This window comes from Enterobacter sp. CFEC122 (assembly GCF_052983755.1).
On record NZ_JBRIQR010000045.1, the window covers coordinates 13,025 to 34,405 of the forward strand.

The 21,381-nt window shown below is 57.7% G+C and carries 23 protein-coding genes; 5 read left to right on the forward strand and 18 right to left on the reverse strand.

Annotated features, from left to right (window positions below; all coding sequences use genetic code 11):
* Positions 1-92 precede the first annotated feature (92 nt).
* The gene (locus tag ACVCAM_RS22510) at positions 93-719 is read left to right on the forward strand and encodes a GNAT family N-acetyltransferase (protein ID WP_008500049.1); all 627 of its coding nucleotides are present in this window, start codon (positions 93-95) and stop codon (positions 717-719) included.
* Positions 720-794: 75 nt separating this feature from the next.
* The gene (gene yjdP, locus ACVCAM_RS22515; RefSeq protein WP_021242926.1) at positions 795-1,118 is read left to right on the forward strand and encodes a DDRRRQL repeat protein YjdP; all 324 of its coding nucleotides are present in this window, start codon (positions 795-797) and stop codon (positions 1,116-1,118) included.
* An 82-nt stretch (positions 1,119-1,200) separates the two neighbouring features.
* Here the strand turns inward: yjdP and phnP are convergent, their stop codons facing one another.
* The 16 genes from phnP to ACVCAM_RS22595 all read right to left on the reverse strand — a co-directional run bounded on the left by phnP (position 1,201) and on the right by ACVCAM_RS22595 (position 13,132).
* Positions 1,201-1,959 carry a phosphonate metabolism protein PhnP gene (gene phnP, locus ACVCAM_RS22520; protein ID WP_025912333.1) on the reverse strand — a complete coding sequence of 253 codons (759 nt, stop codon included), beginning with the start codon at positions 1,957-1,959 and terminating at the stop codon, positions 1,201-1,203.
* Positions 1,960-1,968: 9 nt separating this feature from the next.
* Positions 1,969-2,403 carry an aminoalkylphosphonate N-acetyltransferase gene (gene phnO, locus ACVCAM_RS22525; protein WP_025912332.1) on the reverse strand — a complete coding sequence of 145 codons (435 nt, stop codon included), beginning with the start codon at positions 2,401-2,403 and terminating at the stop codon, positions 1,969-1,971.
* Positions 2,396-2,947, reverse strand: coding sequence for a ribose 1,5-bisphosphokinase (gene phnN / locus ACVCAM_RS22530; protein WP_407223774.1), 552 nt, complete (start codon positions 2,945-2,947; stop codon positions 2,396-2,398). The genes phnO and phnN overlap by 8 nt, the downstream gene beginning before the upstream one ends.
* Positions 2,944-4,080, reverse strand: a complete 1,137-nt coding sequence (gene phnM, locus ACVCAM_RS22535) for an alpha-D-ribose 1-methylphosphonate 5-triphosphate diphosphatase (RefSeq protein ID WP_025912331.1) — start codon at positions 4,078-4,080, stop codon at positions 2,944-2,946. The genes phnN and phnM overlap by 4 nt, the downstream gene beginning before the upstream one ends.
* A complete protein-coding gene (gene phnL, locus ACVCAM_RS22540) occupies positions 4,077-4,757 on the reverse strand; it encodes a phosphonate C-P lyase system protein PhnL (protein WP_025912330.1) in 681 nt (226 codons plus the stop codon). Before phnL ends, phnM begins: the two co-directional genes overlap by 4 nt.
* A gap of 156 nt (positions 4,758-4,913) precedes the next feature.
* Positions 4,914-5,669, reverse strand: a complete 756-nt coding sequence (gene phnK, locus ACVCAM_RS22545) for a phosphonate C-P lyase system protein PhnK (RefSeq protein ID WP_181239070.1) — start codon at positions 5,667-5,669, stop codon at positions 4,914-4,916.
* The gene (locus ACVCAM_RS22550) at positions 5,666-6,511 is read right to left on the reverse strand and encodes an alpha-D-ribose 1-methylphosphonate 5-phosphate C-P-lyase PhnJ (protein ID WP_008500058.1); all 846 of its coding nucleotides are present in this window, start codon (positions 6,509-6,511) and stop codon (positions 5,666-5,668) included. Before ACVCAM_RS22550 ends, phnK begins: the two co-directional genes overlap by 4 nt.
* Positions 6,504-7,568 carry a carbon-phosphorus lyase complex subunit PhnI gene (locus ACVCAM_RS22555; RefSeq protein WP_407222979.1) on the reverse strand — a complete coding sequence of 355 codons (1,065 nt, stop codon included), beginning with the start codon at positions 7,566-7,568 and terminating at the stop codon, positions 6,504-6,506. The genes ACVCAM_RS22550 and ACVCAM_RS22555 overlap by 8 nt, the downstream gene beginning before the upstream one ends.
* Positions 7,568-8,152 carry a phosphonate C-P lyase system protein PhnH gene (gene phnH, locus ACVCAM_RS22560; protein WP_025912328.1) on the reverse strand — a complete coding sequence of 195 codons (585 nt, stop codon included), beginning with the start codon at positions 8,150-8,152 and terminating at the stop codon, positions 7,568-7,570. The genes ACVCAM_RS22555 and phnH overlap by 1 nt, the downstream gene beginning before the upstream one ends.
* Positions 8,149-8,601: a phosphonate C-P lyase system protein PhnG gene (phnG, locus tag ACVCAM_RS22565; RefSeq protein ID WP_023293493.1), complete on the reverse strand. Its 453-nt coding sequence runs from the start codon at positions 8,599-8,601 to the stop codon at positions 8,149-8,151. The genes phnH and phnG overlap by 4 nt, the downstream gene beginning before the upstream one ends.
* Positions 8,602-9,327: a phosphonate metabolism transcriptional regulator PhnF gene (gene phnF, locus ACVCAM_RS22570; protein WP_008500062.1), complete on the reverse strand. Its 726-nt coding sequence runs from the start codon at positions 9,325-9,327 to the stop codon at positions 8,602-8,604.
* Between the two features lie 20 nt (positions 9,328-9,347).
* Complete coding sequence (phnE, locus tag ACVCAM_RS22575; protein ID WP_021242916.1) at positions 9,348-10,127, reverse strand: phosphonate ABC transporter, permease protein PhnE; 780 nt, start codon at positions 10,125-10,127, stop codon at positions 9,348-9,350.
* 102 nt (positions 10,128-10,229) lie between these two features.
* Entirely contained in the window at positions 10,230-11,246 is a 1,017-nt protein-coding gene (phnD, locus tag ACVCAM_RS22580; protein WP_008500064.1) for a phosphonate ABC transporter substrate-binding protein, read from the reverse strand.
* Positions 11,247-11,270: 24 nt separating this feature from the next.
* The gene (gene phnC / locus ACVCAM_RS22585) at positions 11,271-12,059 is read right to left on the reverse strand and encodes a phosphonate ABC transporter ATP-binding protein (protein WP_023618659.1); all 789 of its coding nucleotides are present in this window, start codon (positions 12,057-12,059) and stop codon (positions 11,271-11,273) included.
* 173 nt (positions 12,060-12,232) lie between these two features.
* On the reverse strand, positions 12,233-12,673 hold the full coding sequence (gene yjdN / locus ACVCAM_RS22590) for a VOC family metalloprotein YjdN (protein WP_025912327.1): 441 nt from the start codon (positions 12,671-12,673) through the stop codon (positions 12,233-12,235).
* Between the two features lie 123 nt (positions 12,674-12,796).
* Positions 12,797-13,132 (reverse strand): zinc ribbon domain-containing protein YjdM, encoded by a 336-nt coding sequence (locus ACVCAM_RS22595; RefSeq protein ID WP_008500067.1) that lies wholly within the window; start codon positions 13,130-13,132, stop codon positions 12,797-12,799.
* Positions 13,133-13,726: 594 nt separating this feature from the next.
* Here ACVCAM_RS22595 and crfC point away from each other — a divergent pair.
* Both crfC and ACVCAM_RS22605 read left to right on the forward strand, forming a co-directional pair.
* Positions 13,727-16,072, forward strand: a complete 2,346-nt coding sequence (crfC, locus tag ACVCAM_RS22600) for a clamp-binding protein CrfC (protein ID WP_025912326.1) — start codon at positions 13,727-13,729, stop codon at positions 16,070-16,072.
* Positions 16,069-16,944 carry a diguanylate cyclase regulator RdcB family protein gene (locus ACVCAM_RS22605; protein ID WP_025912325.1) on the forward strand — a complete coding sequence of 292 codons (876 nt, stop codon included), beginning with the start codon at positions 16,069-16,071 and terminating at the stop codon, positions 16,942-16,944. Before crfC ends, ACVCAM_RS22605 begins: the two co-directional genes overlap by 4 nt.
* Positions 16,945-17,001: 57 nt before the next feature.
* Here the strand turns inward: ACVCAM_RS22605 and kdgT are convergent, their stop codons facing one another.
* Entirely contained in the window at positions 17,002-17,994 is a 993-nt protein-coding gene (kdgT, locus tag ACVCAM_RS22610) for a 2-keto-3-deoxygluconate transporter (protein WP_008500071.1), read from the reverse strand.
* A 650-nt stretch (positions 17,995-18,644) separates the two neighbouring features.
* Between kdgT and proP the strand changes: the two genes are divergently transcribed.
* Positions 18,645-20,147 (forward strand): glycine betaine/L-proline transporter ProP, encoded by a 1,503-nt coding sequence (gene proP / locus ACVCAM_RS22615; RefSeq protein ID WP_008500072.1) that lies wholly within the window; start codon positions 18,645-18,647, stop codon positions 20,145-20,147.
* 32 nt (positions 20,148-20,179) lie between these two features.
* Here the strand turns inward: proP and ACVCAM_RS22620 are convergent, their stop codons facing one another.
* Positions 20,180-21,133, reverse strand: coding sequence for a nickel/cobalt transporter (locus ACVCAM_RS22620; protein WP_447093671.1), 954 nt, complete (start codon positions 21,131-21,133; stop codon positions 20,180-20,182).
* Positions 21,134-21,381: the final 248 nt, after the last annotated feature.

Genomic DNA, 21,381 nt, shown 5'->3' on the forward strand with positions numbered 1-21,381 from the left:
ATCGTTGACGCCGGTGATGTTAATCTGCGCAAAATTTAGCAGATTGGGATATAAAAGGAATTATGCCGGTACTCACAAAGGGGGACTCACAAATGATCGTGATGCCTACAACATACAGCCCGAGCACAATTGCCAGGTCGTTTAAACTCGTTGATGAGTTTGAGCTTTCCGGGCGAGTGCTACATGTTATTTTTGATAGCCAGACGCCAAGAGCTGCGATTATTGAAGCGGATATCGAAACCTTCGATGGGGTGCCCCGGCATCGGGTTGTTGCTGCCCTGGATTTACAACGTAAAACGCATTTGGGTGAAGATATCATTGCCGTCGAGCGCTGTTGGGAAGATGCCAATGTCATTCAGGTAGAAGGTATCTGTGTTGATCCCGCCGAGCGTGACAAGGGACTGGCAACTCGCCTGTATGAAGCCCTGGTATTACAGTGTGGCGTGACACTTGTCAGCGACTTTGAACAATATGAGGGTGGGAAGATGCTCTGGCAGAAAATTGCCCGCGAGTCTGACCAAATCGCTGTATTTGTTCTTGATACCGAGCAGGGCGCATTTTGGCCGTATGATGGTAGCAAGGTTATCTATGACGGAGGGTGTATCCCCGAAGATCGTATCTGGAGCCATTCGCCGGATCAAAAATGCTACGGCATCGTCCTGGTCGCAGAAAATAAACAGCGTGCGAATCAACTGATGGAAGTCCCAGGACATAACTGAATTTGAGATTCCTCCGCTACCCCCACACCCTGCTGTTCATTACCTTAAGGCCAGTTCACCTGCGAGTCTGGCCTTATGAAACGTTACTCTACCGCTCTGTTATTTGGTCTGCTGTCACTCACCAGCCAACTGGCGCATGCCGATATCGTTGATGATGCTATTGGCAATATTCAACAGGCAATCAACGACGCCTATAACCCCAGCAGCAGCCGCAGCAACGATGATGACGATCGTTATGACGATAACCGTCGCATGGATAGCCGTCAGTATGACGATCGCCGTCGGCAGCTTGAAGACAGACGCCGCCGTTTAGACGAGCGTCAGCGCCAGCTGGATGACGACAGACGCCGTCTGGAAGAGGATGAGCGCAGGTTGGAAGACGATTACGATCGAGGCTAAAGCCTGGTGGCGCTTCGCTGACGCAGGCCTACAAAACCCTGGCGCGTAGGCCGGGTAAGGCGCAGCCGCCACCCGGCAAAACTCAGTCGAGAACCAACACCATTCCGTCATACCCCGCTTCAATGCCGTCAGGCAGCGGGTTATCCATCATCCACACGTCAAACTGATGGCTGATGTGCGTCAGGATCACCTGCGGGCAGCCAATCACTTCGTTTAACGCCATCACGGTATTTAAGTCGCAATGGTTTCGCGGCGTCTCGTCGCGCGGTTCGTGGCTGCAGTCGATAATCATCGTCTGCGGCTGATTGTTAAGCAGGAACTTCACCGTTTTTTCCGGCAGCCCGGCGGTATCGGACAGCCAGGCCACGCGGCTGTGGGCCGACTCCAGCAAATACCCGAAGGTCAGTTTCGAATGGTTGAGCGGCAGGGGCGTAACCCGCATACCCTGAAGCTCAAACATCACAAACGGTTCGACCGTATGGCTGAAATCCAGAATCCCCGGATGTTTAAACAGGTCGTCGCATCCTGCTTCGTCCGGCGGACCGTAAACCGGAATCGTCGCGCCCACGCCCCAGCGCAGGGGGAAGAGTCCCTGAACGTGATCCATATGGTAATGGGTCAGCAAAAACTGCTGAAAGTTGCCTGCAGCCCAGTCGTCCATCAGGTGTGGAATACCGGCGTCCAGCAGGGTCACCGCATGGTTGAATTTGACCACCGCGCTACAGGGGCGACGGCGATAGGTCTCCTGCAGGCGCGCCCGGCGGCACGCCGCGCAGTCGCAGCCAAAGACCGGCACGAGTTGCGCGCTTCCGGTTCCTGTTAACGTGATTGTCAGACTCATAACGCACCTCTACAGCGGTTTGGTGAATCGGAAATGGCTCTGCGTATATCCTTCACGGACGTAAAAACGGTGGGCGTCCACGCGCTTCACGCTGGTGGAGAGTTCGGTCAGCTCCGCGCCGGCCTCTCGTGCCACCCCTTCCGCCCAGGCCAGCAGCTGGCTGCCCACCTTTAACCCGCGCGCCTGCGGCATCACCACCAGCTCCTGGATCTCGCCGATCCAGCGTGCGTGGTGGAGGTGAAACTGCATGTGCAGGCCGATCATACCGATGACCTGCCCGTCCAGTTCGGCAAGCTGGTAGCGCATGGTGTGATCCTGCAGATTGGCAAGATAGCCCGCGTGAAACGCCTGGCGATCAAATTCGGCCTGCTTTAATTCGCAGATTAACGCATAGACGATTTGCGCATCGTCGGCGGTGGCGGGGCGAAGCGTGCAGTCAGGCATGCTGTTTCTCCTTCTGACGGATAAGCGATAAAAAGGTCTCGACTGACTGTAGCAAACTTCCGTCGTTATTAAGGATATGGCAGTCGGACGGGGTGTAGCGCGCCGCACGCGCAAGCCGCTGATCGATCTCACGGGCGGATTCACGACCCCGGCTCTGCAGCCGGCTGCGCAGGACGTCCGGTGAAACCTGCAGGCAAACCGGCAGCAGGGCCGCCCCATAGCGGGCGCGCGCTTGCGAAAGGTGCGCCCGTGAACCGTTGACCAGCACGTCGAACCCCGCATGCAGCCACAGATCGGTCTCGATGCCGATCCCATAGTAATAGCCGTTGGCGTGCCAGCTCAGCGCTAGCAGATTTTGCCCGGCACGGGTAAAAAACTCCTGCTCGCTCAGGGCGATATGGTTTTCACTCCCCGCATTCGCCAACCGGGTAATGTACCGGTGCGCCACCAGCAGTTGCGGATGCTCCTGCTGCCGTAAGGCGGACAGCAGGCTGTCCTTACCGGAGCCGGACGGCCCCATTAACCAGATAAGTCTTCCCATCAGAACACCCTCTTTCCCTGACGCCAGACGTGGTCGATATGGACGTGCTCGCCCCTGCGGTGGGCCAGCACCAAATCCGCCCGTTTGCCTTCGGCTATCTCGCCGCGATCCTGCAGATTTAGCGCCGAGGCCGGGTTTTTCGTCACCAGGCGAATCGCCTGCGGAAGCGTAAAGCGGTTGCCCTCGTCGTCGGCCACCCGGAACGCCGCGTCGAGCAGGCTGGCGGGGTAATAGTCGGACGAGAGTATATCCAGCAGGCCAAGGGACGCGAGCTTGCTTGCCGCGACGTTGCCGGAGTGCGACCCGCCGCGTACGATGTTCGGCGCGCCCATCAGGACGTTCATGCCGTGCTTGCGGGAGGCTTCAGCTGCCTCGAACGTGGTGGGGAATTCGGCGATCACGCTGCCAAGATGGTGGGATTCAAGGACATGATCGTGCGTGGCATCGTCATGGCTGGCCAGCGCGATATTGCGGTCCCGGCACATCGCCGCAATTCTGAGACGGTTAGGCTGCGACCACCGTGCCGCAAGCGCCAGCTGCTCTTCTTCATAACGGGCCATCTCCGCGTCGCTGAGAGAATATTTGCCCTGATAGTATTCGCGATACTTTTCAATGTTGGCGAACTGACGCTGCCCCGGGGAGTGATCCATCAGGGAGACCAGCGACACCGGTTCGCGGCCGACCAGCTTTTCAAAAAGCGGCAGGGTGGTGTGGTGCGGTAGCTCGCAGCGCAGGTGCAGGCGGTGCTCGGCGCGGTTGAGGCCGCGCTTTTGCGTCTCCTCGACGGCGTTGATCATCTTCTCCAGGTTCTCCAGACGGTCGCCGCCGTCGCGCACGTCGCCAATCGCCACCGCGTCCAGCACCGTGGTGATGCCGCTGGCGACCATCAGCGCGTCGTGGCTGCTCATCGCCGAATGGGCGGGCCAGTCCACCTTCGGGCGGGGGGTGAAGAACTTGTCCAGATTATCGGTATGCAGCTCAATCAGCCCCGGCAGCAGCCAGCCGCCTTCACCGTCCATCGCCTCGGGCGAGCGGCTCTGGGTTTCAGCAAACGCGCGGATTGTTCCGTCCTGGATCTCAATCGAGCCGTCAACCACCTCATTGTCCAGTACCAGCTTGACGTTATTGATAATCATGCGGGAGCCCCCATTGGGTGCAGCCTGTCCGCGACGCGGGTGCGAACGCTCTCGTCGTGGAAGATCCCGACGATCGCCGCCCCGCGCGCTTTGGCCTGTTCGATCAGCTCCACCACGGCCGCGCTGTTTTTAGTGTCGAGCGAGGCGGTGGGTTCATCCAGAAGTAAAATCGGGTAGTCGACGATAAAGCCGCGGGCGATATTGACGCGCTGCTGCTCTCCGCCGGAAAAGGTCGACGGGGCAAGGTGCCACAGGCGCTCGGGCACGTTCAGGCGCGTCAGCAGGCTGGCGGCTTTGGCGGCACAGGTTTCGCGCGGCACGCCAAGATCCAGCAGGGGCTGCATCACCACGTCCAGGGCGGAGATCCGCGGGATCACCCGCAGAAACTGGCTCACCCAGCCGATCGTTGAGCGGCGCACCTCCAGCACCTTACGCGCCGGGGCCTGCACCAGGTCGATCCATTCATCGCCGTGGCGAATATGAATATGGCCTTCGTCGGGCAGATAGTTGGCGTAGAGGGAGCGCAGCAGGGTCGATTTTCCGCTGCCGGAGTGGCCGTGCAGCACCACGCATTCGCCGCGATTAACCTCCAGCGAGGCATTTTGCAGCACCGGCAGGCGCACGCCGTTTTGCTGGTGGAGCACAAAGGTCTTACTTACGTTTTGTACGTGGATCATGTTGGCCTCGCGATTTGTTTTGCCGGGTGGCGGCTTCGCCTTACCCGGCCTACAAGGTGCGGTGTTCGCGTTGCCGGGTGGCGGCTTCGCCTTACCCGGCCTACAGGTGCGCTATTCGTAGGACGGGTAAGCGTAGCGCCACCCGGCAACAGCCCCTCAGTTCTGCAACACGGACGACACCAGAAGCTGGGTGTACGGATGATGGGGATCGTCGAGCACGCGGTCGGTTAACCCACTTTCCACCACCTGACCCTGCTTCATCACCAGCAGGCGGTCTGCCAGCAGGCGCGCGACGCCCAAATCGTGGGTGACAATCACCACTGCCAGGTTCAGCTCTACCACCAGGCCGCGCAGCAGGTCGAGCAGGCGGGCCTGCACCGAGACGTCCAGCCCGCCGGTGGGTTCATCCATAAACACCAGCTTCGGGTGCGTGACCAGGTTGCGGGCGATCTGCAGGCGCTGCTGCATGCCGCCGGAGAAGGTGGTGGGCAGGTCGTCGATACGCGAGGCGGGGATTTCCACTTCTTCCAGCCAGTGCTGCGCCGTGGCGCGGATGTTGCCGTAATGGCGCGCGCCGGTGGCCATCAGGCGTTCGCCGATATTGCCTCCCGCCGACACCTGACGGCGCAGGCCGTCCATCGGGTGCTGGTGCACCACGCTCCACTCGGTGCGCAGCAGGCGGCGGCGCTCGGCCTCGCTCATGCCGTAGAGCGAGGCGCCCTCATACAAAATGTCGCCGTTCTGCGGCGTCAGGCGCGCGGAGATGGATTTCAGCAGGGTGGTTTTGCCGGAGCCGGACTCGCCGACGATCCCCAGCACTTCGCCCGGCCACAGCTCGAACGACACGTCGCTGAAGCCTTTGCCCGGCGCATACAGGTGGGTCAGGTGATTTACCGAAAGCAGCGGTTTCATTGGCCGTTCGCCTCGCTCTGTTGGCGGCAGAAATCGGTGTCGGAGCAGACAAACATCCGTTTGCCCGTGTCGTCCAGCACCACTTCGTCCAGGTAGCTGTGTTTGGATCCGCAGATGGCGCACGGCTCGTCCCACTCCTGCACCGTAAACGGGTGATCGTCAAAATCGAGACTCTCTACACGGGTGTACGGCGGGACGGCGTAGATGCGTTTTTCACGTCCGGCACCGAACAGCTGCAGGGCGGGCATCATGTCCATCTTCGGATTATCGAATTTCGGGATCGGCGACGGGTCCATCACGTAGCGGCCGTTGACCTTCACCGGGTAGGCGTAGGTGGTGGCGATATGGCCGAAGCGGGCGATATCCTCATACAGCTTCACCTGCATCACGCCGTACTCTTCCAGCGCGTGCATGGTGCGGGTTTCGGTTTCGCGCGGCTCGATAAAGCGCAACGGCTCCGGGATCGGCACCTGAAAAATCAAAATCTGATCTTCCGTGAGCGGGGTTTCCGGAATGCGGTGGCGGGTCTGGATCAGCGTCGCGTCTTCGGTTTTTTCGGTGGTCGCGACGCCCGTTACCCGCTGAAAGAAGGTGCGAATCGATACGGCGTTGGTGGTGTCGTCCGCGCCCTGGTCGATGACCTTCAGCACGTCCGCCTCGCCGATCACGCTGGCGGTAATCTGGATGCCGCCCGTCCCCCAGCCGTAGGGCATCGGCATTTCTCGGCCGCCGAACGGCACCTGATAGCCAGGGATCGCCACCGCTTTTAAGATGGCGCGCCGGATCATGCGTTTGGTTTGCTCATCCAGATAGGCAAAGTTGTAGCCGCTTAAGTTAGCCATGTTTGCGCTCCCGTTGCAGGCGTTTCAGCAGTTCCAGTTCGGCCTGGAAATCGACGTAGTGCGGCAGCTTGAGGTGCGAGACGAAGCCCGCGGCCTCGACGTTATCCGCGTGGGCCAGCACAAACTCTTCGTCCTGCGCCGGGCCAGCAACGTGCTCGCCGTAGTCCGGTGCCTGCAGGGCGCGGTCGACCAGCGCCATGGCCATCGCCTTGCGTTCGCCGAGGCCAAACACAAGCCCGTAGCCGCGGGTAAAGTGCGGGTCTTCATTTTCGGGCGCGACAAAACCGTTCACCATTTCACACTCGGTCATCAGCAGTTCGCCGACGTTTACGGCAAAACCCAGCTCTTCCGGCACGATTTCGACGTCGATATAGCCGCTGCGAATTTCGGCGGCAAACGGGTGGTTACGCCCGTAGCCACGCTGGGTGGAGTAGGCCAGCGCCAGCAGATAGCCCTCGTCGCCGCGCATCAGCTGCTGCAGGCGGGACGAACGCGAGCACGGGTAAACCGGCGGCGTGCGGGTGATGTCATCCGGCTGCGCGCCGGAGTCCTCTTCCGCCTTCGCCAGGCCCTGTTTCGCCAGCAGGCTGAAGACGTGCGGAGACGGTTCCTGTTCGGCGTCAGAGGTGCTGAGTCGTGGCGCCTCGCCGTTCGCCAGCAGGGTAAAATCCAGCAGGCGATGGGTGTAGTCATAGGTAGGGCCGAGCCGCTGGCCGCCGGGAATGTCTTTATAAACGGCAGAAATGCGACGCTCCAGGCGCATCTCCGCCGTGTTGATGGGTTCGCTGACCGCCAGCTTCGCCAGCGTGGTGCGGTAGGCGCGCAGCAGGAAGATGGCTTCCACGTTATCGCCGCAGGCCTGCTTGAGGGCCAGCGCCGCCAGCTCGCGGTCGGCGATGCCGCCCTCGGTCATTACCCGATCGACGGCGAGGTTTAGCTGCTGCTCAATCTGGGCGACGCTCAGCTCGGGGAGCTGTTCATCACCCCGTCGTCTGTGCGCCTGCAGCGCATGGGCGGCGGCGATGGCCTTCTCGCCCCCTTTGACGGCAACGTACATCAGCACACCTCCACGTAGGTGGTCCGCGGGATGGCCAGCAGGCGCTCGCCGCAGGTCAGGATCAGGTCAATGCCCAGCGGGAACGGGTGCGGGCGCTCGGTCAGCTCGTGAATGATGCACTCCGGCAGCTGCGGCGCGACCATGCGCTCGTCGGCGATGCCTGCGCCCGTCAGGCGCAGCATACGGCCGCCGCTCAGGCTGGCGACCTGCAAAATCAGCGTGGCGCTGGTTTCCGGGGCGACCGCGGTGCCTTCGCTCAGGGCATTCAGCTGTTCATGGCTGATTTGTTCGTCGGCCACGGCAAAGATTGCCTGCTGCGGCTGTTCAACAAGCGGGGCGCCGGTGTGAAAACGCAGGTTCTGGTTGGCGATATCGTTCGACAGCGCGCCCGAAAGCCATACCGGGGTATCGTTGTCGGCAAGCGTCAGCAGCACGCTGGTTGTCGCCAGGTTCAGCGGCAGCCAGCCCTGAGAGAGCTGGTGCAGCGAGACAATCACGCCCGGCTCGCTCATGGCCTTCAGCAGGCGACGGAAACTGTGTTGGGCATCCTGGACGGCCAGGGTAAAAGCGGGTTGAAGCGTCATGCGTTGTCTCCGCGAACGAGGGTAAAGAAGTCGACCCGGCTGGTATTCACTTCGGCCTGACGCGCGGCAAGGCGTGCGGCGCGGTCGGCTTCCAGCGGGGCAATAAGGGTTTCCATTAACGTCTGGAAATGCGGGGGTTCCTGCAAAAGGGCATCGATGACCGCGCAGCGCTCGGCGTGGGCTTTGTCACGCCCCAGCACGTAGCCGTAGCCCAGCGTGCCGCTGTGCAGGCGGATCGCTGCGCGGGTGAGGGTGGCGTCCCCGGCGAAGAAGCGCTCGCCGGTACCGCCCATGCGCGCCTGGATCTGAACGAGGCCGATCTCCGGCGCGCGGAGGAGGTCGTACCCGGGAGCCAGGCTAAGGGCGTTCATGCGGGCAGAGAGCGCAGCAGGCTGGCTGTGGGCCAGCACGCGCATCCAGCGCTGTCGGGTGGCGGTGTCGAAGTGCATTCAGTGCTCCATGGTGAATTCGATCATGTCGGCGCGGGTCAGGCTGACGGAGTATTCCGTCGCGTCGATCTCGCCGTCACGGTGGTTGAGGGTGCGCACGCAGAGCAGCGGGGCCATATTGGGGATCTCCAGCACTTTGCTCTCTTTCGCCTGCGCGCGGCGGGCGCTGATGCGCGTCTGGGTGCGTTTCAGCGCAATGCCTGTCGCATTCTGGAGAAAATCATGTAGCGAACCACTGGAGAAATTCTGCAGCACCGGCCAGAGGGTGAGGTCCGCGAAGTAGTGATCGATCTGGCACACCGCCACGCCGTTGACCCGGCGCAGCGTGCGCAGGTGGATGACGTTGTCGCCCTCCTGAATACCCAGCGCGTCCGCCACGTGGCTGGAGGCCGGACGCAGCACCGAGAGCAGCTTTTCGCTGGTCGGGTGGCTGCCCTGATCCAGCAGGTTCTGGCTAAAGCGCGCCTGGGCGTTAAGCGGGTAGTCGAACGGGCGCATCAGCACCAGCACGCCCACGCCCTGACGGCGCTGGACCCAGCCGCGCTCGACCAGTTGGTCAATGGCGCGGCGCAGGGTGTGTCGGTTCACCTCATAGCGGTCAGCAAGCTGCTGCTCGGCAGGGAGGTAGTCTCCGCAGCGGTAGTGCGTGCGCAGCTCCACTTCGAGCTTTGCCGCGATCTCTTGCCAGCGGGTGGGGAAACTGGTCGGATGTCTGGATAAGTGCATAGAAAACAAAGCCTCGCTTCTCAGATGAAGTGCTTACGCAAACGTTGAGAGAGGAAATCCAGCAGGCTGACGGTGACGATGATGAGCACCATCAGGGCGCAGGTTTGCTGGAACTGGAAACCGCGAATCGCTTCCCACAGGGTGACGCCAATCCCGCCTGCGCCGACCATGCCGACGACGGTGGCGGAGCGGACGTTGGACTCAAAACGGTACAGGGAGTAGGAGATGAGTAACGGCATCACCTGCGGCAGGACGCCGTAGAGGATCTCTTCGATTTTATTGGCGCCGGTGGCGCGAATGCCTTCCACCGGACCGGGCTCGATGGCTTCGACCGCCTCGGAAAGCAGCTTGGAGAGCACGCCGGTGGTGTGAATGAACAGCGCCATGACGCCCGCGAACGGACCGAGGCCGACGGCGACCACGAACAGCATCGCAAAGACCATTTCGTTGATCGCACGACAGGCGTCCATCAGGCGGCGCATGGGCTGGTATATCCACCACGGCACGATGTTTTCAGCGCTCATCAGGCCAAACGGAATGGAGAGAATAACGGCCAGCGCGGTGCCCCAGACGGCGATTTGCAGGGTGACCGCCATTTCACTGAGGTAGTCCTGCCACTGGCTGAAGTCCGGCGGGAAGAAGTCGGCGGCGAAGGTCGCCATATTGCCCGCGTCTTTGAAGAGCAGCAGCGGATCCATTTCCGCGCCCTTCCAGGAGATAACCAGCACCGCCAGCAGGATGGCCCAGCTTATGAGCGAGAACCAGCTGCGCTTCGGCGGCGGGAGGGTGATGGTTTGCATGTGTTACTCCGCAGGTCTTTGTGTGCCGGATGGCGCTACGCTTATCCGGCCTACGATCCAAAATGTAGGCCCGGTAAGCGCAGCGCCACCGGGCGAAAAGCGTTACTGCACCGCTTTATTCACGCTGGTCATCGCGCCGAGCGCGGCGGTCAGGCGGTCGAGGTCTTCAAGCTGGGCCTGAATCGCGGCCACTTTGCTGGTCTTCTCCTCGTCCTTCAGGCCTTTGTTGTCCTTCACGCCCTGCATCTCTTTAAACAGCGCCAGCTGGCGAATCGGGACCAGCTGCAGGTCGCTTGACGGGCGGAACGGTGCCCAGCCCAGACGTTCCAGAACTGCTTTCTCTTCCGGCGTTTTGCCGTAGGTCATAAAGAAGTCGTACACCTTGTCCTTGGTGCTTTCGGACAGGTTTTTACGCCACACGATCGGGTCGCCGGGGATCAGCGGGGATTTCCAGATAACCTTCAGCTCTTTCAGCTTGTCCGGTGCGGAGGTCTTCAGCTTGTCGAGGTTCTCGGTGTTGTTGGTGGCAACGTCCACCTGCTTGTTGGCCACGGCCAGAGCGTTGGTTTCATGGCTGGCGTTTACCGTGCGCTTGAAGTCGCTGGCGGAGGCGTTGTTTTTGGCGAAGACGTAGTAGCCAGGGACAAGGTAACCCGAGGTGGAGTTCGGATCGCCGTTGCCGAAGGTCAGCTCTTTGCGTTTGGCGAGCATGTCGTTGAGGTTGTTGATCGGGCTGTCTTTGTTGACGATCAGCACGCTCCAGTAGCCGGGGGAGCCATCTGCCGCGACGGTCTGGGCAAAGACCTGGCCGTTCGCGCGGTCCACCGCTTCCATGGCGGAGAGGTTGCCGTACCAGGCGATGTCCACTTTATTAAAGCGCATCCCCTGGATGATGCCCGCGTAGTCCGGGGCGAAGAAGGCGTTCACTTTGATCCCCAGCTTGGTTTCCATATCTTTCAGGAACGGTTCCCACTGAGGTTTCAGGTTCTGCTGTGATTCCGTCGAAATAATGCCGAAGTTCAGCGCTTTTTCCTGCTCTTCCGCATACGCCGGGCTTAACAGGGTGCTGAGGCTGAACATGCTGGTAAAGGCCAGCGCGGCAACGGCTTTGTAGCTCATGTACTTTCCTCGGATCGGGTTTATTTAAGCAGCCTGCGCGTTCTCTTCGACGCGGTTAATGCTGCGGTAGAGATGGTCAAAACGTTCGTTATCAAACTGATGGCTCGCGCCATCAAAGAACACGTGCCCCTGACGCAGGGCGACGATGCGTTCGCAGTAGCGCAGGGCGTAATCCACCTGATGCAGCGTGACCACCACGGTAATGCCGTCGTTCTGGTTAATATCGCGCAGGGTCTCCATCACGATGCGGGCGGACTCCGGGTCCAGCGAGGCGATGGGTTCGTCAGCAAGAATGATTTGCGCTTTTTGCATCAGCGCGCGCGCAATCGCCACGCGCTGCTGTTGTCCACCGGACAGGGTGGAGACGCGCTGGTGGGCGAAATGCGCCATGCCGACGCGGGTCAGCGCCTGTAAAGCTTCCTGCTTCTGGGAAGGGGTGAACCAGCGCAGACAGGTGCGCCAGAACGGGGTGCTGCCGAGCGCGCCAATCAGCACGTTCTCCAGCACCGTCAGGCGGTTTACCAGGTTAAACTGCTGGAAGATGTAGCCCGTCTGGGCGCGGCTCTTGCGGATATCGCTCGCCAGACGCCCGGCGCGCTGCACGGTATTGCCCAGCAGCTCGACGTGGCTTTCCGGCGTTTTATCGCCGGTGATAAGCCCGCTCAAATGGCGCAGAAGGGTGGATTTACCCGAGCCGGAAGGCCCGAGAAGCGCCACCATGTCGCCCTGCCGGACGGTCAGATCAACGGCATGCAAAGCCTTGTTGTGATTGAAGGTCTTGCTCAGTTTCTCGACGCGGATGACAGTTTGCATGTGCGGGGCCTCACGATAAATGTGGCCTCATGCTGGCGCATCAATGTGACATTTGGGTTAAGTGCAGGTTGCGGGAGTTTGAAGAGTTGAGCGGAGTTTGATGACAATCACCGTAGGCCCGGTCAGCGCAGCGCCACCGGGCGCTGTTGCCGGCTGCGCTGCGCGTGTTCTGCCTACGACGTTTGTTGCTTGACGACGTTAATCATCCACGGCACGCCGTATTTGTCGGTGACTTTACCGAAACCGTGCGCCCAGAAGGTCTCCTGCCACGCCATGTCGATGTTCCCGCCCGCGGCGAGGTTGTCGAACCAGCGCTTGCCTTCATTGACGTCCTGGGTGTCGAGAACCAGCGTAAAGCCCGCGTACTGCGCGTTGCTGCCGGGCGTCATCCCGTCGCTCATCATGATATCGCTGCCCGCAATGCGGACGTTGGAGTGGGCGATAGCCGAATCCGGAAACTGCATACCGGACGGACAGCCTTCTTCGCTGTTATCGCTTTTTGGCATTTCGCCGAAGGTAATTTTATAGAGAAGTTCTGCGCCGACGGCTTGCTGGTAAAAGGCGGTGGCCTCAGCGCAGTTGCCGGCGAAAGAGATGTAGGGACTTAACGGCATAATCTTTACCTCACGTAAGAAAAGCCCGTTAAGTTTAGTTCTTTTTTTGTAGGCCGGATAAGCGTAGCGCATCCGGCAAAAGCGCCCGGTGGCGCTTCGCTTACCGGGCGTACAGGTGAAAAATCAGTTCTTTTTCACGAACTCAGATTTCAGTTTCATTGGACCGAAGCCGTCAATTTTGCAGTCGATATTATGATCGCCTTCAACCAGACGGATATTCTTCACTTTGGTGCCGATCTTCAGCATAGAGGAACTGCCTTTCACCTTCAGGTCCTTAACGACGGTAACGCTGTCACCGTCCGCCAGCAGGTTGCCGTTCGCATCTTTTACGATGAGCGCATCAGCATCCTGAGCCGGCTCGGCATCATTCCATTCATGAGCGCATTCCGGGCAGATGAACATGCCATTATCTTCATAGGTGTATTCAGAATTGCATTTTGGGCAGTGTGGGAGAGACATATCGGTATCCTCAAAAGTGTAAACGCGCTGGAAAGTGCCAGCTAAATGACGGCAGGGTGCCGAAAAAGGCGGCAAGTATAGCGCAAATCCACACCGTTGTCGGTGATATTGTGAATTAAATAAGCCAAAAAGCGTATCGGGAGTGACACGTTCTGTCAGTCAGTTACGCGAAGCTTATGTCCATTAACACGGTGGGAAGAAATGACGATAAATATATCGAATATTTTATTGCAGCAAATTGCTACGCTCTGCCATTTCGGATAAGGTGAAGCGACACATTGTTATTTATCTCCGGACTTTGCTGCCATACATATCTTATGGCAGTGGTGCATTACCTCTCTTTTTAGGTGGGTAAATAATGGTGATATATCCTGAAGTTTCTTAAAAATGGGCTACGCTTTTTTCTTTTGGCTATCAGGCCTGGAGAAGAGTTCTACACGCCATGCAAGGATAGGGAATTATTCCTGATTATCTTCAATCAGTTATATTTCGGCGAACATGTTTTCCACACGTGATCATATAAGCCTGAACAACATAATTAAAACCAGTGGCTTAATAAAAGTAATAAATTTGCGTTAAGGAAAGGCTTTTATCATGCACACACAGACCATTTTTGAATTAAGCCAGGAAGCCGAGCGTTTGTTACAGCTTGCCCTGCAAAATCTTGATACGTTGAAATCAATGCCCACTGAGATGCTGGAGAGCACAGAGGCTGCTATTACTGGCGAAACAAACAACGTTTTACCTTTGCATTTTAGCGCGCGCGGTGTCGACGCCCAGCAGGCGATGCTGAATAATGAATTACGCAAAATAACCCGGCTGGAAATGGTCCTGGCCATTGTTGGCACCATGAAAGCGGGGAAATCGACCACCATTAATGCGATTGTAGGTACCGAAGTGTTGCCGAACCGCAATCGTCCAATGACGGCGCTTCCGACGTTGATTCGCCACACGCCGGGTCAGAAGGAACCGGTGCTGCATTTCTCTCATGCCTCCCCGATTGATGAATTGATCCAACTGCTTCAGAAACAGCTCTGTGATTACGACCGCGGGAAGCTGGCTCAGCGTCTGGAAATTGATAAAGACATGAATACGCTGCTGGAGCGCATTGAAAAAGGGGAAGCGTTTGAGAAGCATCACCTGGGCGCGCAGCCGATATTTCATTGTCTGAAAAGCCTCAACGATCTGGTGAGACTTTCCCAGGCGCTGGGTGTGGAGTTTCCGTTCTCTGAATATACGGCTATTGAACATATCCCGGTAATTGAAGTGGAGTTCGTGCATCTTGCGGGCCTGGATGCCCACCTCGGGCAGCTGACGCTGCTCGATACGCCCGGGCCGAACGAGGCCGGACAGCCGCATCTGCAAAAAATGCTCAGCGAGCAGTTGTCCCGCGCATCGGCGGTGCTGGCCGTAATGGATTATACCCAGCTTAAATCCATTTCTGATGAAGAAGTCCGCCAGGCGATTTCCGCGGCGGGAAAATCGGTGCCGCTGTATGCGCTGGTCAATAAATTCGATCAGAAAGATCGCAATAGCGATGATGAAGAACAGATTCGGGCGATGATCTCCGGCACCTTAATGAAAGGCAATATTTCGCCTGGTCAGATTTACCCCGTGTCGTCCATGTGGGCGTATCTGGCGAACCGCGCGCGCTATGAGCTAAGTTCGCATGGACGACTGCCGGATCATCAGGAGCAACCCTGGGTGCAGGATTTTGCCGAAGCCGCACTCGGACGTCGCTGGCGTACGGCGGACCTGGACGATATCGACCATATCCGACATTCTGCCGATTTGCTCTGGGAAGATTCGCTCTTCGAGCAACCGATACGGAAACTGATTTACGCCGCCTATGCCAATGCCTCGCTCTACGCGCTGCGTTCAGCCTCGCATAAGCTTCTTAACTACGCGCAAAACGCCCGAGAGTATCTCGATTTCCGCTATCAGGGTCTGACGGTGGCCTTTGAGGCGCTGGAGCTGAATATCGCACGTCTGGAAGAGGACATGGCGCTTTTGCAGACGCGTCAGCGCGTGGTGAGCGATGAGGTGAAACACGAGGTTGAGGAAGCGCTGAACGCCACCGCGGACTTTATGGGATCCCAAAAAACCGCGCTTCACCAGGCGATTGACCAGGTGTTCAGCACGCTCCCGATTCTTGATTCGGCAGGCACCGAACGGCAGCAACTTCGCGGTGAGAGGGTGAAGCAGCTGGTGCTGGACGATGAAGGGCAGGCGCAGATTGCGCTGAGTAAATTACGCGCCTCCTGCGAGCGGGTGATGCTGGATGCCCAGACGAAAATCGGCCGGGAGCTGGCGTTACGCTTCGATCAGCTGGAGTCCACGCTGGCGCGTTCTCTTAACGAAGCCATGCGTCCCATCGAAACGCGTATTAAAGAGCATCTGAGCCATGCGGGCTTTCGGGCGCGGATCAGCTTCCCGGCGTTTCAGGCAAGCCAGCTTAACTTCAATACGCGAGCGCTGTTTAACGATGCGATTGCGCAGGACGACAGCCAGGCCGCCCCGCCTTCCGGCGGGAGCAGCATGCGCGAAACGGTCTCTCGCTGGCTCAATAATCCTGGCTGGGGCTGGGACGAGTATGTGGAAACGCGCACGCGCTATGTTATCGACATTGCGCAGCTACATGACAAATTTAAGCAACATATTGATCAGTTTTGTGAACAAATACGTAAAGCTTTGTCCGCGCAGGTCGATGTCTCTGTTACGGCAGGAATGGCGACGTTCTTTGCAGAATTTTCGTTGTGCCTGACCGGGTTACAGGAAAGCTTGCGTGATAGCCTCGCAGTGCGTCAGCAAAATGAGCACTCAACCCGAGCGCTCTGCCAGTTGTTGAAGCAAAGCATCACTACTGCGACGTGGATACAGGAAGATACCCGACTGTTACGCGATGATATTCAAACTCTATTCGCGGCAGAGCAACCATGACAACACCACTACTGGACGGCCCCGGGCGAACGCTGGAGTGTATTAATCCAAAATTTATGGTCGATCTGGTGCAGGGGGGAGACGCGGCGCGTCATCCTCGCCTGGGACCACAGCAGCTGCAGTTTCGCGAGCGTTTGACGCAGGAAATCATGACGCATACCCGGCTACGCCCCTGGGCGATGGCGGGGATGCTCAATGAAAATGCGGCGCTGCGCCTGGGGCTGGCGGAAAAGCTGGCCGGGATGCTTGATCCGGGCCATCTCGCGCTGACGCTAATGGCAGAGAAGCTGATCGCGCTGCGTCAGCAGACTCACCCACGCACCCTGCTGTCTCCCGGACTGACGCAGCAGTACGCCGATCTCGTGTCTCATTTTACCCAACGCGCAGCCTGGAAAGAAAAGGCGCTGACCCAGCGCGGGCTAACGGTGCAGGCGGGTGAGCACAGTGAGCAAATTTTTACCCGCTGGCGGGCCGGACATTATGATGGCTGGTCGCTGGCCGGGCGCTGTTTTATCGTTCTGGAAGAGCTGCGCTGGGGAGCATTTGGCGACGCATGCCGCCTCGCGAAAGAAGATGTGGCGGCCATGCTTAAGGATAACCTGCGCAGCATGGCGGCTAACTATCTGGCGCAGGGCATTAATGCCTCACCCACGACCCGCCATTTTTATCACCAGTGGCTGACAGCGCCTGCTTCTCCCGGATCGATCGATCATAAAGACATGCTGGGCTGGCTGGGGGACTGGTGTCAGGCGGATAAGCATCCGGTGAGCTGGTCAGTGACGCAAAACTGGCAGACCGTCGCACTGGGGATGCCGAGGCTCTGTTCGGCAAAACGGCTGGTGGACGGGATGGTGGAAGAGATTTTTGGGTAAATCCCTTACCCCTCACCCTCTCCCCGCAGGGAAGAGGGGAGGGTTTGGTGCAGTGTGTTAATGGCGGAGTTCGACCGCTTTTCGTTCGATATTCTGCTCGGGGGCATTGGCGTAGCGTTTCGCATATAGCGCCGTGATGATCGGCACCAGTAGCGCAGTGACAATCACGCTGGCGGCAACCAGCGCCGTCGCTGAAGCGGCTACCGGTTCGAAGGCCGGGTTAATCTGGGCAATAATCACCGGGTTAGCGACGGCAGCGCCTGCGGCTGAAGAGGCGGCGACGCCCGCCGTGCCGTTTCCTCCCCCGATCACGCGGTCGGCAACGATCAGCGGAATACCGGTAATGACGATTACGGCGACACCCAGCACAATACCCAGCAGGCCGGTATCAAGGATAACCTTCAGGTTGATGGTGTTCCCCAGCGCAAAGCCGAAGAACGGGATCAGCACCGGCGTGGCTTTGCTGAAGAAATCACGCAGATCGTGATCGAGGTTGCCAAGGGCAAAGCCGATCAGGAAGGGCAGGATTGCGCCGACAAAGTGGTGGGGTTCAAAAGAGGCCAGGCCAGCTGACCCCAGGATCAGCATCGTCATCAGCGGGCCTGATTCGAGAGACATCAAGACAAATGCGCCGGACTCTTCTTTCGTCCCGTACTGGTTCATCAGGCTGGCGTACAATCCGCCGTTAGTCATATCCATCGCGGAGACAATCGCCAGTACCGATAACCCCGCGAAGAACCCGGTCTGAATTCCATTCTCCGGGATGAACATCGCGCATATCATCGCCACCGCCCAGGCTACCGCTATTTTGGTTATTACCAGCGTGCCGGATTTCCGTAATACGGTACCGGTCGCCCGCAAATTAATGGATGCACCGATACAAAAAAACCAGACGGCAAGAATTGGAACCGTGCCCGTTATCATGCCTTTTGTGAAACCACCAAAATAAGCCCCGGTATCAGGGGCAAGGGTATTCAGGATGGCGCCCAGCACCAGCGGAACCAGCATCATACCGCCGGGTATGCGTTCTATCGTGGCTTTAATCTTCATGGACAATCCTCACATCTGACCCCGCAGGACGGGCGTTCGGTGTTAAAAATTAGTCAATAAATTCAATTGATTGGCATTTGTGTTTGAGTGGTGTTTCTCGATAATCCCGCCAGGAAAATAAATGTTTTCTCTCGATTAACTTCATTGGAAAACACATGAAATGCTGTATTCGGATTTATCATGCGATCATTGGAATATTGATTCAATCAAAATAAAACATCGTTTTAGTTATCTTTGTCACATATTCAATGTAAAACTATCGGCGGCGTCATGATGAAGAAAATTTATGTAAATTGAATGTGAGTAAACGTGGTTTGTTTTTTTGTTGCGAAAGAACTCATGACGTGCGTGAGAGAGCTCATGAGGCGGGGATGAGAAAGGGCTTATTTGCACTGATTGACAAATACTGGACTGAGTTGACCTGAAGCTTAAATATGTGTGAAGTTGATCACAAATATAAACGCTGGTAGGGTAAAAAGGTCATTAACTGCCCAGGCAGGCGTCAACAGGTTCGGTTGTATCGACGTAAAACGTCAATGTAAGTAAACCTGCTACGCTTGAATAAGGCGATTCGCATGGAGCGGATCCCATGGTTCACAGAACGCACACTGGACTGTGAAACAGACAGGGCCGAGTCAACGAGGATAGCTATGCTGAGAAGGAAAAAGATTAAACCCATCACGCTTCGCGACGTCACCATTATTGATGACGCCAAACTGCGTAAAGCGATTACCGCAGCCTCGCTCGGTAATGCGATGGAATGGTTCGATTTTGGTGTCTACGGCTTTGTGGCCTATGCGTTAGGTAAAGTGTTTTTCCCCGGGGCCGATCCCAGCCTGCAGATGATTGCGGCACTGGGTACGTTCTCCGTTCCCTTCCTGATTCGCCCGCTGGGTGGTCTGTTCTTCGGTATGCTCGGTGATAAATATGGTCGTCAGAAGATCCTGGCTATCACCATCGTCATTATGTCGATCAGTACATTCTGTATCGGTCTTATCCCTTCTTATGCCACCATCGGCATTTGGGCGCCGATTCTGCTGCTGATCTGTAAGATGGCACAGGGCTTCTCCGTGGGCGGTGAATATACTGGCGCCTCGATCTTCGTTGCCGAGTATTCTCCTGACCGTAAGCGCGGGTTTATGGGAAGCTGGCTGGACTTCGGCTCCATTGCCGGTTTTGTCCTGGGCGCGGGTGTGGTGGTCCTGATTTCAACCGTAGTGGGGGAAGAAAACTTCCTCGACTGGGGCTGGCGTATCCCGTTCTTCCTGGCTCTGCCGCTGGGGATCATTGGCCTCTACCTGCGTCATGCGCTTGAAGAGACGCCTGCGTTCCAGCAGCACGTTGATAAGCTGGAGCAGGGTGACCGCGAAGGGCTGCAGGACGGTCCGAAGGTATCGTTCAAAGAGATTGCCACTAAGCACTGGCGAAGCCTGCTGGTCTGTATCGGTCTGGTGATCTCCACCAACGTGACCTATTACATGCTGCTGACCTACATGCCGAGCTATCTGTCGCATAACCTGCACTACTCGGAAGATCACGGTGTGCTGATCATTATCGCCATCATGGTGGGTATGCTGTTTGTGCAGCCGATTATGGGCCTGTTGAGTGACCGCTTTGGTCGTCGACCGTTCATTATTCTGGGAAGCGTTGCGCTGTTTGCCCTCGCCATCCCGGCATTTATTCTGATCAACAGTAATGTACTGGGGCTGATTTTTGCCGGTCTGCTGATGCTGGCGGTGATCCTTAACTGCTTTATCGGGGTGATGGCCTCAACGCTGCCCGCGATGTTCCCGACCCATATTCGCTACAGCGCACTGGCCGCGGCCTTCAACATCTCGGTGCTGATTGCCGGTCTGACCCCGACGCTTGCCGCCTCGCTGGTGGAGAGCACGCAGAACCTGATGATGCCTGCTTATTACCTGATGGTGATCGCGGTGATTGGTTTGATTACCGGTATTACCATGAAGGAGACGGCGAATCGCCCGCTGAAAGGCGCAACGCCTGCGGCATCGGATATCCAGGAAGCGAAAGAGATCCTCCGTGAGCACTACGATAATGTAGAGCAGAAGATTGAGGATATTGACGCCGAGATTGAAGAACTGCAGAAAAAACGTTCCCGACTGGTGGATCAGCATCCACGCATCAACGAGTAACAAAAAACCCGCCGCTGGCGGGTTTTCTTTTATTAGCATCCTGCGGCGATGTAGTCGCCATTGGCGCTGATGGGGATCACCGTCAGGAACAGCACCGTCGCGAACAGGATCAGGACTATCCCTCCGGCTATTTTGACGGTCGGCACCAGCCATTTTAACGAGGCGCTTTCTCCGAACCAGGCCACCGTGCGTTCGCGGGCGTAACGTACAGCCAGTGAAAGCCCCATAATAGAAAGAGCGGTTCCCAGCGACATGGTCATGACTGCGGCCATCCCCCAGGTAACAATGCCCAGCGCGTTCGAAAACATCAGAATCATAATCGCCCCGCTGCACGGGCGTGCGCCAATCGCCAGTATCACGCCCAGACGGGTTTTCCAGTCGCCCTGCGTCAGGTCTGCACCTACGCCGTGATGGCCGCAGCCACAGTGTTCGTCGTGCTGATGAAGGGGCTTAATGGCAGAGACAGACATCTTGCGCGGGCGCAGGCTCTTCAGCGCCCGGTAAATGACGAATGCGCCGAATGCGCCAATAAGCACTGCGCTGATCTTCTCCACATACCAGCGGCTGGTACTGATATCCCCTGAGGCGAGGTTAAACCCTACCGCCAGGATAAAGACAAACATAATGGCGCTGACGCCCTGCATCAGGCTGCCTAGGAAAGGGACGACCCGGGCGGCCAGCTCGCTTTCCTTATTGGTAGTCAGATAGGTCGTCACAATGAATTTTCCGTGCCCGGGGCCAATGGCGTGGAGTACGCCATAAAGGAAAGCCCCCGTTAACAACCATAATCCGCCGCTGTACTGGTGGTTATTCAGCTGCAGCAGGTACATCACCAGATAGCGGTGCAGGGTAATTTGCGTGGCAAGACACCACTGGATAAAGGCGTTCCAGTGCGCATGCAGGGTAAAACCGGCAAAGAGAATTGCCAGCAGCATCAACCCAGCGGTAGGGAGACGCCAGTCACGGGTGAGGCGTTGTGTGGTCATGAAGCGGCCTGCACAGAGAAGAGTATTTGCCGCCAGTATAGTTGATCTTCCCGCTCAGTTCGTGGGATCGCATTGGGAACTATGCAGAATTGTGGATAACTTTGTGCATAAATGGGTATAAGGCGGGGGTTTGCTGGGGAATGCAGCAGTCAGTCATTTTTTTGCAACTTTTCGGTTGCGGTCGTTCGCGAACTCCCTATAATGCGCCTCCATCGACACGGCGGATGTGAATCACTTCACAAACAGCC

What these genes read in the sequence shown, in the direction of transcription:
- phnD (WP_008500064.1), bottom strand. Translation starts at nt 11,246, where the DNA reads ATGAGCTACAAAGCCGTTGCCGCGCTGGCCTTTACCAGCATGTTCAGC.
- kdgT (WP_008500071.1), bottom strand. Translation starts at nt 17,994, where the DNA reads ATGAAGATTAAAGCCACGATAGAACGCATACCCGGCGGTATGATGCTG.
- yjdN (WP_025912327.1), bottom strand. Translation starts at nt 12,673, where the DNA reads ATGCCGTTAAGTCCCTACATCTCTTTCGCCGGCAACTGCGCTGAGGCC.
- yjdP (WP_021242926.1), top strand. Translation starts at nt 795, where the DNA reads ATGAAACGTTACTCTACCGCTCTGTTATTTGGTCTGCTGTCACTCACC.
- phnO (WP_025912332.1), bottom strand. Translation starts at nt 2,403, where the DNA reads ATGCCTGACTGCACGCTTCGCCCCGCCACCGCCGACGATGCGCAAATC.
- phnE (WP_021242916.1), bottom strand. Translation starts at nt 10,127, where the DNA reads ATGCAAACCATCACCCTCCCGCCGCCGAAGCGCAGCTGGTTCTCGCTC.
- ACVCAM_RS22550 (WP_008500058.1), bottom strand. Translation starts at nt 6,511, where the DNA reads ATGGCTAACTTAAGCGGCTACAACTTTGCCTATCTGGATGAGCAAACC.
- phnG (WP_023293493.1), bottom strand. Translation starts at nt 8,601, where the DNA reads ATGCACTTCGACACCGCCACCCGACAGCGCTGGATGCGCGTGCTGGCC.
- ACVCAM_RS22605 (WP_025912325.1), top strand. Translation starts at nt 16,069, where the DNA reads ATGACAACACCACTACTGGACGGCCCCGGGCGAACGCTGGAGTGTATT.
- phnM (WP_025912331.1), bottom strand. Translation starts at nt 4,080, where the DNA reads ATGATTATCAATAACGTCAAGCTGGTACTGGACAATGAGGTGGTTGAC.
- phnK (WP_181239070.1), bottom strand. Translation starts at nt 5,669, where the DNA reads ATGAAACCGCTGCTTTCGGTAAATCACCTGACCCACCTGTATGCGCCG.
- ACVCAM_RS22620 (WP_447093671.1), bottom strand. Translation starts at nt 21,133, where the DNA reads ATGACCACACAACGCCTCACCCGTGACTGGCGTCTCCCTACCGCTGGG.
- ACVCAM_RS22555 (WP_407222979.1), bottom strand. Translation starts at nt 7,568, where the DNA reads ATGTACGTTGCCGTCAAAGGGGGCGAGAAGGCCATCGCCGCCGCCCAT.
- ACVCAM_RS22510 (WP_008500049.1), top strand. Translation starts at nt 93, where the DNA reads ATGATCGTGATGCCTACAACATACAGCCCGAGCACAATTGCCAGGTCG.
- proP (WP_008500072.1), top strand. Translation starts at nt 18,645, where the DNA reads ATGCTGAGAAGGAAAAAGATTAAACCCATCACGCTTCGCGACGTCACC.
- phnP (WP_025912333.1), bottom strand. Translation starts at nt 1,959, where the DNA reads ATGAGTCTGACAATCACGTTAACAGGAACCGGAAGCGCGCAACTCGTG.
- phnF (WP_008500062.1), bottom strand. Translation starts at nt 9,327, where the DNA reads ATGCACTTATCCAGACATCCGACCAGTTTCCCCACCCGCTGGCAAGAG.
- ACVCAM_RS22595 (WP_008500067.1), bottom strand. Translation starts at nt 13,132, where the DNA reads ATGTCTCTCCCACACTGCCCAAAATGCAATTCTGAATACACCTATGAA.
- crfC (WP_025912326.1), top strand. Translation starts at nt 13,727, where the DNA reads ATGCACACACAGACCATTTTTGAATTAAGCCAGGAAGCCGAGCGTTTG.
- phnL (WP_025912330.1), bottom strand. Translation starts at nt 4,757, where the DNA reads ATGATCCACGTACAAAACGTAAGTAAGACCTTTGTGCTCCACCAGCAA.
- phnH (WP_025912328.1), bottom strand. Translation starts at nt 8,152, where the DNA reads ATGACGCTTCAACCCGCTTTTACCCTGGCCGTCCAGGATGCCCAACAC.
- phnC (WP_023618659.1), bottom strand. Translation starts at nt 12,059, where the DNA reads ATGCAAACTGTCATCCGCGTCGAGAAACTGAGCAAGACCTTCAATCAC.